Here is an 11,670-nt window from a genome sequence, read left to right on the forward strand (position 1 = left end):
TCACTTATCGGCATGAAAAAACGCTCAGGCGCTATTTTTCACATCCCTCGAAAAGTAAGGCTAGACGCAATTTACAACGGTGGCAGGTTAAACGTTTAAAATATTCAAATTTACGACAAATTCACAAAAAGAATGGCAAGTCACTTTTACCGGTAGTCCAACTATCTGGATTTTGCTTCGGAAAAATTCTTGTCTGCTCTCCACACTCGATACTTTAACTGCACGCCCTGAGGCAGATATATAACCATTGGCAACTTACTGCTATAAGGCAGCATCAAGCCATCACCGCGCACGGTGATAAATCGCCGGGATTCACTGCCTTGGGCACAGACCTTTTGCGTATCTGTGGTCGGGGTCAGGTCGGACAGGACATAGAAGGGGTAACCCCAGCCTGGGAGTATGTCCTTGCGCAATGGGGCGCTAAAGCTTTGCAAGTTGCATTCCGCGACTTGGCTTTTTCCCGGTATCAACTCAACCCTAAAGCGACTTTCATCGACAACCTTGGGCAGCTTGATAACGTGACGTAACTTGCCATCAACCTCCTCTGGAAATGCATCCAGAGGCTCAGAACTGTGGCAATCCAGGGCCAGTAACAACATGAAGGCAGTGGCAACTAATTTTGACATGGTATGGCCTCACTACTGCGCCGGGAAATGGCGGACAAAACTTTTTAAAGTCTAGTTCGCTTTTGTCTTCGCAGTCCCCACCAGAGCAGCGCCCCCAAACCAATTGCCAAAGCAAACAGAGCGGCAGTCCATAGGTATCGCTCCTCCCCCATCGCAGGTGGCTCCAACTTGGAGTGGGCCAGATTGAGATCCGCCCGCAGATTTTGAAACGCGGCAATAACTTCTGTAGAACTGGCACCACCAATCAAGTCACCCCGCAATTGCTGCCATTGGACCTGAAGCTGCTCCACCAGTACCTTGTCACGAATCAGTAGCTCCTGTCGTAACGGCCTATACCCATCACGATAAGCCAGCATTAACTTACCGTATGCCGCTGTTATATCTCCTCCTCGATAGTCCGTCTCCGCCAGCTGCAGCAAGCCAATTGCGCTGATAAGAGGGGGGATCAGAGTGCGTACAAGGTGGGGGTTTCCGCGCCACCACATCAGTGCTTGTTGCAGAGTTGGATCAAGTTCCGCCGGTTTAGTGGTCGCCATTCCCGGCAGTCCCAGTAAGCCGGGGTAACGGGTCGCCAAGTCGGAAGAGGGTGGCAACTGATCTGCCAATGGAAAAGCAGCGACAGTCACCGCTAATGCCCAGCGCTGTAGGCCGGTCAAGTCTCCATCAATGTCGACTGTGTGAATAGAGTCAGTTTCTGGGTCCAGGGTGTTATAAAGATCATAGAGACTGAACCCCGCCATTCTCTCGAGATCATTGAGGGCTGGGCCTTCATTACTACCCTCACCGTCGACACCGTGGCAGATGGCACACCGCTGCTGATAAACAGGCATCATAAAACCCGGCGAGGGCAAAGAGTAACTGGGTGACCGCTGCAGCTGATACAAAGCAGCAAGGCGGTCGGCGATTGCATTGGCTCGACGGCGCACCTCTGCGCCGGAATCCTTATTCTCAATCGCCTTACGCAAGTCCGAGAGGCTTTTCTGCAAACCCTGCCGACCAGGCCGATCGGGGAGTTGAGTGACCAGACGCAGTACTTCTTCTACCTGTTGCTTCTGTAGTTCATACAGAGGAGTGTCCAGTCGCTGCCCGTTCTCTACGGCGTCGCCGTAGTCTACCGCTATATAGGAGAGAAGATTGCTGGCCTGAGCGGCCACAGTATTGCTGCTTGAAGTGTCCTGGGCTGAAACAGGTGCGATTAAGCCAGCTAGGAGGGTAAACAGTAAAATCCATTTGAATCCCATTAGTGGCTTCCGGATCGGGCAAGGTTGATCGATGTTAGGAGCCTCTCGACAGATTGCGGGGCACCTTTCTTAGGGTAGAAATAAAAAACCCCGCTCGAGGCGGGGTTTCTTCAATTGGAAAGCTTAGCCGCGATCCGCTCGCTCTTTGGCAATCAGGTAATCCGCCACTTGCAGCATCAGCTCCTGGCCATTGCTCTTACCTTTATATCCGGGGAAAGAGGAACTGATGCGGTATTTACCCGCAACAACAACTTCCGGGGTACCGGTCATTTTGTAAGCGCGCTGATTGGCCATACCTTGCTTAACTTTGCTGTTGATAGCGAAGGAATTCATCAGCTTCGCAGCTTTCGCACCATCTTCACCATGCTTGTTAAACAGAGCCTCGATAGCCTTTAAGTCAGGCACCCAGTTGCGACCTTCGCGGACAGCCAGCATCTGGCGCTGAGTGTAGATGGTGTTAAAGATAGGCGTGTGCATCTTTTCCAGAACACCCATGGAATCTGCTACGTAGTAAAGACGAGCGTGTACATCCATAACCGGCTGCCAAATTGCTGGCAATTTCAGCAGCGCAACATCGCTGGGCATCTTCTCTTTCCAGCGCTCCAGAGTTGGCTCAAAAGTGAAGCAGTGGGCACAGCCGTACCAGAACATCTCAGTCACTTCGATCTTGTCGTTGCTCTTTTGTGGTACAGCCTGCGGCAATACTTCATAGTGCTGGCCCGCTTTGAACTCGCCACTTTCCTGGGCGCAGGCAACGAGGCTGAACATTACAGCAAAAACCATCGTGATCGGGGCGAGAAATGCTCTCATAAGTCTTCTCCAACTTTTATTTAGTGGTGCGAACGCCATCTAGCGGCGGGCTGTCGAGCCACTGAGGACACAATAGACAACGCAGATTATTTAAGTTCCCGGACCCTCGTGCAAGGAAACACTGCAAAAACTGCCTAGTACATCTATGGAAAGCGGCTTTATGCTCAGGCGACAGGCACAAAAAAGGCCGGTTACAGACCGGCCTCAGTGTACTCAAACCCTGTGACTATTAGTCAGTCAGGCCTGCGATATAGTTGGCCAGCGCCTTGATCTCTGCATCGGAGAGTTGCTTGGCCACGGTGCGCATAGTGCGAACTTCACCGTCATTGTTGCGGGTACCCACACGGAATGCTTTCAGCTGGGCTTCGATGTACTCTGGATACTGACCGCCCAGACGAGGGTAACCGGCCGGTGCATTGCCCAGTCCAGCAGGTGAGTGGCATCCCATACATGCGGGAACACCAGTCTCCATATTGCCACCACGGTAGATTTTACGTCCAAGCATCAGGCCGTCGACGTCCTCACCGTTGTTTAGCTTCACGGAAATAGCCTCAGATCCGGTCAGCTGCATTGGCTGCGAGGCAAAGTAAGCGGCGATATCCTGCAGGTCCTGATCGTTGAAGTTGTCCAACTGACCGATCATTTGCGGCACATCGCGGGCCTTTTTACCGTCTGGTGTACCTTTAATATCTTTAAGCTGCTTATACAGATATTTTTCGCCGAGTCCGGCAATCTTTGGAAAAGCTGGAGCAATACTGTTACCGTCTGCACCGTGGCAGGCTGCACATTGAGCGGCTTTTGCCTTGCCCGCAGCAGCGTCGCCCGCAGCCAGCGCCAAGGGCACGGCGCCCAAGCCGAAAACTAAACCGAGTGCCAGAGCAGTGTTCTTGATAATGCTGTTCATACGTCGTCCCGTTGCGCGCTGAGAGATGGCGTTTCGCACCGCCCCCGATAGTCCTGCGACGCGAAAACGGCGGCATTATATACTTGCGCGCCAAGCGAGTGTACCGAATAAACAGACTTATACGATGTCAAATTCAGAATTTAAAGCCCAACCACCAAAACTGAACTACCGTTCCATACAATTTCTCACCAGTGCCCCCACCCTGACTGAGTGTCCGGAGGACTTTGGTGCCGAGGTGGCCTTTGCCGGTCGCTCCAATGCGGGGAAGTCCAGTGCCATCAATGCGCTCACGGAAAACAACAAGTTGGCGCGTACCTCTAAAACACCGGGACGCACCCAGTTGATCAACTTCTTTCGCCTCTCCGACCAGCAGCGCCTGGTGGATCTGCCCGGCTATGGCTTTGCCAAGGTCGCCCGCAGTATGAAAGATGAGTGGCAGCGCCATCTGGCCACCTACCTTGAGAAGCGAGAGTGCCTGCGTGGACTCGTGTTACTAATGGACATTCGCCAACCCCTCAAGGAGTTCGATCTACATATGCTCACCTGGGCAGTAGAGGCCGAGCTCCCAGTGCACATCCTACTAACCAAGGCCGACAAGTTGAAGAACGGTCCAGCCAACAACACTCGCTTTGCTGTAGAGAAGACCCTCAAGGAGCAGGGACTCAATCACGGGGTCACTCTGCAGATCTTCTCATCGACCAAAAAAACAGGCCTGGACAAACTCGAGCGCAAGCTCAATGAGTGGCTGGAAATCCCAGAGGAAGCCGCCCCCACTGACGATTGAACGAGCTGGGAGCCCGGGGGCAGCGCCCCCCGAGCAACACAAGCACTTCAATTTTTCTCACACCGGAGATAATTCCTAAAAGCGAACTCCGGGCACACCAGTTGCCGCTGCTTTGCGCTTCTGTTCGGGGATCAGGGAGCGAAGCAGTACCCGGTGCAGCCGTCGTCGTGCCCCCGGAGTTAAACAATGCAATTCCTCTGCATGTAAGTACCTCTGCGCGAGAAGAGCGGCAAGGGTTTCTTCGTGTATGGCAATCGTCAGCAGACGGGAATTGCCATTGGCATTCATCTTTTCATTCCCCTCAGTGCACTCTGTTTCCACCATTGATACAGGCAGATATTCTGGCTGTGGAGAACTCGCGTACCTGCTGCTGTGTCTCTCCGGGGTAGAGTGAGCTGATGCAATCCGCCGCAACCCTTTGCTTATGGCTATCGCCCAACTCGCGGGCGAGTACTGAGCTGGCGCCGGCAAGTATGTAGTTTCGAAGTTTTTCATCACCCAGCTCCCGGTAGGCAGCCATTAACCAGATAGCGCTTTCACTAAAACGCGTTGCCGAAATGGCATAAGTTGGCCACTGCTTTTCCAGAAGAAAGCTGGCCAGATCGAAGGCGCATCCCAAATAAGGTATTGCTTCGGCGTAATTGCACTCTTCAAGCAAAAGCTTGCCGCGCTCAATCCAATCGAGCCACGCCTTTTCCGCACGATCCGTGTCAGCGATCAACCATTGGCGATGGTTGGCACACAAGTAACGTAAATTCACCGATAACCCCCCATATTTGATTTAACTTAAAGATAATGCGAACTATTATCATTTGCAAGCGCATTCACGAGCAACTTTTGCTTTCTGCTGTGATGGCGTCATTTACTGAAATAAAAAAAGCCGGCAGATGGGGGCTGCCGGCTAGGGGACAGTGCCCTTGGGGTGGGGCACTTGTCAGACGCACCCAGGGGGACGGGTACGCCTGAGGGTTCTTTTCATCCCAATATTTCTTTACCTATTTCGATATTAGGCTGAAATTTCATGCTTCCCAAGCGCATGTTTGAGCCTTTGGGTTAGCCCTACGCCATGCCCCCAAAATCGATTATGCCGGAAGTGGATAACAGGCAATGTAACCGTGGGACCTAGAGGTAACTGTGAAAAACCTCTGCGGGAGTCTTGGGGAAAGCCAATCTAAGGGCCTGCTCCCCACATACGAAAACTAAAAGTGGCTGAGCGGCTCACCAAACGATTTAAGCGCTTAATTCAAAAAGGAAAGGACAGGTGTCCCGATGAATGAAATTACAGAAATTCACGAAAGACATAAAAAAACCCCGGAGTTGGGGACCATCCGGGGTAGAAAAAGCTAAACGCTTTGGGGTTAGGGAGCAACAATGAACTGATTACTTGGATAGGCTCTCAAGCCCGATGGTTCCCGCTCCTTTGGTAAATAAGTGTAAACAAAATACGTGTTTTGGCGCCTCATACGTTCTTCTAAGTAAAGGCGGTCAATTTTTATCAAATTGATAACTCAGCCACTGGCCCATTGCTGTGCAGGCGGCGAATACAATCTGCAATCAACGGCGCACAATCTATCCACTCACAGTTTCCTCGCAGCTGCGACTGGGGAAGAGAATTAGTCACCACAATTGATTCCACCGGCAAGCGCGCCATTGCTGTATGGGCATCGCGACTAAATTGTCCGTGGACACAAAACACCAAAATCCGCCTCGCTCCCGCTTTTATCACCGCGTCCACTGCCCGTGTAACTGTGTGGCCAGTAGCAAGTAAGTCATCGACGATAATGACCGTGGCATCCTTAACTTCCCCAATCAAAGTTCCCCCACTCAACAGAGCACCGCTGCGATACTTCTCCACAAATGCGCTAGACACCGGCACCCCCAACTGATCCCCAAGGGCCAAACGGAATTTTTCCGCACGCTTTATCCCTCCTTCATCTGGAGACAAAACAACCAGGGGACCGGGGTCTCCGGACAGACGCATTCGCGCCACTTCAATCAACAGGGGGTTGGAAACCAGGTGAACGGTGCGACAGCGAAATGCGTTCTCAAAGGCCGCCAGGGAGTGAACATCCATAGTCACGACTACATCCACTCCGGCGGCTTCCAGAAAACTGGCCAGATAGCGACTCGGCAGGGGGTCGCGCAATTTGGTTCGCCGCTCTTTTCGTGCATAGCAAAGGTAGGGGATGACCGCAGTCACTCTCGCGGCACCGGCATCGCGAAGCGCCCCAATGAAAAACAGGCAGCGCATAAGTTTCTGGTCAACACAGCTGCTGGTATCGGTGTAAAGGGATTGGACCAGAAAAACATCCGCCCCTTCCACATCATCCAGTGGCCGAACTTTGTGTTCGCCATCATCGAATTGACGCTCTTCATGGCGAGATACCGGTTCACCGAGACTCGCGGCGACACGTCCAGCGAAGTCTGCTCCCACATCGAGACTGAATAACTTAATGCGGCTCATAAGCTCAGTACCCTGCCTGGCGCCTCACACTCGCTAAGCGCCTTGCCCACGTTTTAATAGAAGTATGGACAGTGGAATTTAGGATCTGGAGTACTGCGGGTGTTGCAGTTGTTGCGGCTTGCGTAGATAGGGAGGGTCAGGGCTGAAAGACAGGCAAAAAAATGCCCCGGACTTGGGGGAGTACCGGGGCAAACATCTGACTTCCTTGGGGGATGATGACGCATTCCAACGATCTTGCCTTTTTAGAGGGGCTGTCGCCGGAACAGTTCCACGGAATTTCAAAAAGATTGTAAAAACGCCTAACAAAACACAAAAATTGGCATTTTATTCATCCGTACCAACAAGGGCGCGCCAAATCATTCCGGACGCGCGCCCTACCCTCAATTCTTAGATGGTTTCTTTAGTCAAATTAGTGCGCCTGATCCCAATCTCGGCCCTGCCCCAGATCCACAATCAGGGGAACGTGGAGTTCTGCCGCGCCTTGCATCAATTCAACAATGCCATCGGCCACAATTTCGACCTCATCCTTGGGTACTTCAAGAACCAATTCATCGTGTACTTGCATAATCATCCGGGTCGCCAGCTTCTTCTCCCTGAGCCAGTTATCCACAGCGATCATGGCCCGCTTGATAATATCGGCGGCAGTACCCTGCATTGGCGCATTAATTGCGGTCCGCTCTGCTGCTTGGCGCTGCATGCCATTGCGTGAGTTAATTTCCGGCAGATAGAGACGGCGTCCAAACAGGGTTTCCACATAGCCCTTTTCTGCGGCCTGTGCACGGGTATCCTCCATATAGCGCAATACACCCGGGTAGCGCTCAAAGTAACGGTCGATATAAGTTTGGGCGTCAGCCCGGGGGATATCCAACTGCTTGGCCAGGCCAAAAGCCGACATGCCGTAAATCAAACCAAAGTTGATCGCTTTGGCCCGCCGGCGCTGCTCATCAGTCACCTCATCCTGAGCTACTTCAAAGACTTCTGCCGCCGTCGCGCGGTGAATATCTGCGCCTTGAGCAAATGCATCCACCAACCCTTTGTCCCCAGACAGGTGAGCCATAATACGCAGCTCAATTTGGGAGTAGTCCGCAGCGATGATCTCACTGCCACCATTGATTCTTGGGTCAACGGTGAAGGCCCGACGAATACGGCGCCCCTCCTCTGTACGAATAGGAATGTTCTGCAAGTTAGGGTCACTGGAGGACAGGCGCCCGGTAGCCGCTACTGCCTGGTGATAAGAGGTATGTACACGACCGCTTCCCGGGTCGATCATCTTTGGCAGTTTATCGGTGTAGGTATTCTTCAGTTTGGCCAGGCCGCGATACTGCATTATCAGTGCGGGCAGCTCGTGGTTGTGGGCCAACTCCTGCAATACAGCTTCAGCGGTAGAGGGCGCACCTTTGGGGGTCTTCTTGATCACTGGAATCTGCAGCTTTTCAAACAGGATCGCCCCCAGCTGCTTGGTGGAGCCCAGATTGAACTCTTCGCCGGCTACTTCGTAAGCCTGCTGTTCCAGCTCTCGCATTCGCTGCTCAAGTTCAGCACTCTGCTCCGCCAACATCTTGGCATCGATATAAGCACCGTTACGCTCCATACGGGCCAGAACTGGTAGCAGGGGCATCTCAATTTCATCGAGTACCTTTACCAGAGTTGGCTCTCGCTCCAGACGCGCACTCAACTCATTGTGGAGACGCAGGGTGATATCTGCATCTTCAGCCGCATAAGGGCCCGCTTTGTCCAGCTCGATCTGGTTAAACGTCAGCTGTTTGACGCCTTTACCGGCAATATCCTCGAAGTGAACCGTGTTCTCCCCCAGATACTTGAGTGCGAGACTGTCCATATCGTGACGGCTGCCAGTGCTGTCCAGAACATAGGACTCCAACATGGTATCCCGTGCGATGCCGCGCAATTCAATATCGTAGTTTGCCAGGATATGACTGTCGTACTTCAGGTTCTGCCCCACCTTCTTGTGCTGTGGATCTTCCAGCAGGGGTTTGAGTTTGGCCAGCACCTCATCAAACGGCAGTTGCTCTGGTGCACCCATATAGTCGTGGGCCAGGGGAACATAGGCTGCACGATAGGGCTCCACCGCGAAGGACACCCCCACTAATTTTGCCTGCATATAATTGAGGCTGGTGGTTTCCGTGTCGAAGGCAAAGATGTCTGAACTCTTCAGTTGTTCCAGCCAGGCATCGAACTCCGCCATTTCTGTGACGATGACGTAATCGCGCTCAACGGCTTCCGCCATGGCTTCTTCAGCCTCTTCACTGGTTAGCTCTTCTAACCAGCCACGAAATTCATTCTGCGTGAATAGCTCAACGAGAGCCTCTGTATTGGGCTCTGAATTGTGCAGTTCCTGGGGGTGATAAGGCATCTCCACGTCGGTTTTGATAGTGGCGAGCTTATAGGAGAGTTCTGCCGCCTCGCGGTGCTCCGCCATCTTTTTGCCGAGGGTTTTTGAGCCACGGAACCCCAGCGGTGCAATGGCATCCAGGTCGGAATAAATGGTCTCCAAGCCTCCCAGATTCTGTAACAGTGCCAGAGCGGTTTTCTCGCCCACACCAGGAACTCCGGGGATATTGTCTGATTTATCTCCCATCAGGGCGAGAAAATCGATAATCAGTTCTGGACCTACGCCAAATTTCTTAGTCACGCCCTCGCTGTCCATTTCGGTATTGGACATGGTGTTAACCAAGGTAACGCCCGGACGCACCAGCTGCGCCATGTCTTTATCGCCGGTGGAGATTATGACTTGCTGCCCCTGGCTCTGGGCCTCCAGCGCCAGGGTGCCAATCACATCATCAGCTTCAACACCGTCGACCACCAAGCGCGGCAATCCCATAGCGTCGATGATGTCGTGAATGGGCTGAATCTGCTCACGCAAGTCATCTGGCATAGGAGGGCGATGGGATTTGTATTCGGCAAACATCTCATCGCGAAAAGTCTTGCCCTTGGCATCAAAAACAACCACTACAGGACTGCCTGGGTGCTCCTTGAGGTGGCGACGCAGCATACTGATTACACCGCGCACCGCACCAGTAGGCTTACCCTGGCTGGTGGTCAATGGCGGCAGCGCGTGAAAAGCGCGATAAAGGTAGGAGGAACCATCCACCAAAATCAACGGGGCGGCTGAGGTGTTTTGTTTACTCATAGACGATGAATTCTTGCTTGCTTAGTTTGGCGTTCAGGACGCGCGGCAGGCCGATAGGATAACGCCCTTCGCTCTGTTTTTCCGCTTACTGATTCTTTCCCGCCAGACACCGTAGGTAACCTCTGCACAAAAGCCCACTCGACTTACCCCGCCGATTAAAACTATCGGCGCATCGATCTCACCAAATCTCCAGGCTTGGCTAGTCTTGCCGGTAGCGACCTTATGCGTTCGCTACTCCCCGGAAATCAAATTGTCACAGGCTGCCCCCAGGCAGTCAGGGATCTTTTATTTCCAAAAAACTGTGCCACCCGATGTTGAAGGAAGGATTCGAAAGATGAGAGGAGTGATGCGTGCCACCCTGTTGTTTGCCGCAAGTATTTTTGCCATTTCGGCAAGTGCCGGCTCGGATTGCAGTGGAGAGCATACCGCTGAAGCCGAGGCGACTGATGAAATACACTCACAGCAGTCTGAGGTAGAAGGCCATGAGTTAATACTCAGGCAGGCTATCCGAGAGAGAGAAAATGATTTGCTGGAGAGACAAAAACAGCAGCTGGAGAAACTGCAAAAACAAGCGGAAAGAGATGCTGCCCGGGTAGAGAAACTACAGCAAATAACCAATCGTTCCTAGAAACCACCCTACCAGGTCCCGCCGCCCTCCCTGGGAAGGCGGGATACTTGGTGCCCTCAAGGAGCCTCTGATTTATCCTTGCTGCGGTCGGGAACCTGACTCAAGCAAGTGCGGGCTTGAGACAAGAGGGACTCTATTAATTCCCTGTAATCAGCATTTTCATTCAACTGATCTCCCAGCAGATCCAAAGCGGCGTAACGCAGCCCCAAATTTTCTGCCAACTGTTGATCTCGTTCATTAGCCGGCATATCTCCAAATAGACAGCCGTCGCCAATCTGTGACAAATCCAGCATTGCCTTGGCACCATAGCCCCCGCCACTGCCATCGCCCAGGGCATGGGTTTTCACTCCTGCGGAACCAAAAAAGTGACCATAGGCATCGTGCGTAACAACGATGGGAACTTCGCGATATCCGTACAAGGCCCGATCGATTACTTTCTGCAAGTTGGCCATTGCACTGGAAAACTGCCGTGCACGCCCCATAAACAATTCCGCCTGCTGCGGCTGTAATTGTGCCAAGCGCTCAGCGATCTGCGCCGCTGCTATTGCCGCATTGCGGGGGCGCAGCCAGAGGTGGGGGTCGGTAGCACTGGCTCCCTTATATTCAAGGGTCTCTATATCCAGCAGCTGCATTTGCCGACCTGCTGGTAACAGCGCTGCCTGTTTTGCCAATACCCCCTCCATTTGCGGCCCCAGCCACACCAATAGTAAGGCGCGCTCAAGTGCAGCCCGATCGGAAACCGAAGGGGCATAATGGTGAGGATCTGCTCCCTCAACTAGCACCCGAACAGGAATATCCTCACCGGTTATTTCCCGGGCGATCAGGGCTAAAGGGCGCACGCTGACGACCAGCTCTCCACCACTGTCGGATTCCGGTTTGCTACAAGCCGGGAGAAAGAGCCCGAATAGAAGCACCGTGGAGATTGTAAAAAGACGTTTGAAGGGATACATCAGAGACATTAGGCGGCGAAAAATTGCGATATAATCACAACCAGCGCCAAGCTGCCAGCCTGGTTGTCCATATCCGGTAAAGAAGGTATGGAAGCAAACATCTTAAAGACTTCCC

At 52.8% G+C, this 11,670-nt stretch carries 11 protein-coding genes; 2 read left to right on the forward strand and 9 right to left on the reverse strand.

The features are described from left to right. Positions 1-161 precede the first annotated feature (161 nt). The 4 genes from ACJJIZ_RS02110 to ACJJIZ_RS02125 all read right to left on the reverse strand — a co-directional run bounded on the left by ACJJIZ_RS02110 (position 162) and on the right by ACJJIZ_RS02125 (position 3,581). The gene (locus tag ACJJIZ_RS02110; protein WP_282930499.1) at positions 162-626 is read right to left on the reverse strand and encodes an ecotin family protein; all 465 of its coding nucleotides are present in this window, start codon (positions 624-626) and stop codon (positions 162-164) included. Positions 627-670: 44 nt separating this feature from the next. Further along, entirely contained in the window at positions 671-1,867 is a 1,197-nt protein-coding gene (locus tag ACJJIZ_RS02115; RefSeq protein ID WP_444915078.1) for a biotin/lipoyl attachment domain-containing protein, read from the reverse strand. 123 nt (positions 1,868-1,990) lie between these two features. Next, positions 1,991-2,677 carry a thiol:disulfide interchange protein DsbA/DsbL gene (locus ACJJIZ_RS02120; RefSeq protein WP_413663932.1) on the reverse strand — a complete coding sequence of 229 codons (687 nt, stop codon included), beginning with the start codon at positions 2,675-2,677 and terminating at the stop codon, positions 1,991-1,993. A gap of 229 nt (positions 2,678-2,906) precedes the next feature. Further along, the gene (locus tag ACJJIZ_RS02125; RefSeq protein WP_444906752.1) at positions 2,907-3,581 is read right to left on the reverse strand and encodes a c-type cytochrome; all 675 of its coding nucleotides are present in this window, start codon (positions 3,579-3,581) and stop codon (positions 2,907-2,909) included. Positions 3,582-3,705: 124 nt separating this feature from the next. Here ACJJIZ_RS02125 and yihA point away from each other — a divergent pair, with 124 nt between their 5' ends. Then, positions 3,706-4,365 (forward strand): ribosome biogenesis GTP-binding protein YihA/YsxC, encoded by a 660-nt coding sequence (yihA, locus tag ACJJIZ_RS02130; RefSeq protein ID WP_444895556.1) that lies wholly within the window; start codon positions 3,706-3,708, stop codon positions 4,363-4,365. A gap of 75 nt (positions 4,366-4,440) precedes the next feature. Here yihA and ACJJIZ_RS02135 read toward each other — a convergent pair whose 3' ends face one another. The 4 genes from ACJJIZ_RS02135 to polA form a co-directional block, all read right to left on the reverse strand. Then, positions 4,441-4,653: a hypothetical protein gene (locus ACJJIZ_RS02135; RefSeq protein WP_444915079.1), complete on the reverse strand. Its 213-nt coding sequence runs from the start codon at positions 4,651-4,653 to the stop codon at positions 4,441-4,443. Positions 4,654-4,666: 13 nt separating this feature from the next. Beyond that, on the reverse strand, positions 4,667-5,125 hold the full coding sequence (locus ACJJIZ_RS02140; protein ID WP_444915080.1) for a hypothetical protein: 459 nt from the start codon (positions 5,123-5,125) through the stop codon (positions 4,667-4,669). Between the two features lie 735 nt (positions 5,126-5,860). Further along, a complete protein-coding gene (locus tag ACJJIZ_RS02145) occupies positions 5,861-6,829 on the reverse strand; it encodes a ribose-phosphate diphosphokinase (RefSeq protein ID WP_444915081.1) in 969 nt (322 codons plus the stop codon). A 409-nt stretch (positions 6,830-7,238) separates the two neighbouring features. Continuing rightward, positions 7,239-9,977, reverse strand: coding sequence for a DNA polymerase I (gene polA / locus ACJJIZ_RS02150; protein ID WP_444915082.1), 2,739 nt, complete (start codon positions 9,975-9,977; stop codon positions 7,239-7,241). A 334-nt stretch (positions 9,978-10,311) separates the two neighbouring features. On the opposite strand from polA, the gene ACJJIZ_RS02155 reads away from it, so the two are divergent. Then, positions 10,312-10,605, forward strand: a complete 294-nt coding sequence (locus tag ACJJIZ_RS02155; RefSeq protein WP_413663925.1) for a hypothetical protein — start codon at positions 10,312-10,314, stop codon at positions 10,603-10,605. Positions 10,606-10,661: 56 nt separating this feature from the next. Here the strand turns inward: ACJJIZ_RS02155 and ACJJIZ_RS02160 are convergent, their stop codons facing one another. After that, the gene (locus tag ACJJIZ_RS02160; RefSeq protein ID WP_444915083.1) at positions 10,662-11,564 is read right to left on the reverse strand and encodes a metal ABC transporter substrate-binding protein; all 903 of its coding nucleotides are present in this window, start codon (positions 11,562-11,564) and stop codon (positions 10,662-10,664) included. Positions 11,565-11,670 lie beyond the last annotated feature (106 nt).

It is taken from the genome of Microbulbifer maximicatervae (SeqCode), from assembly GCF_052467225.1.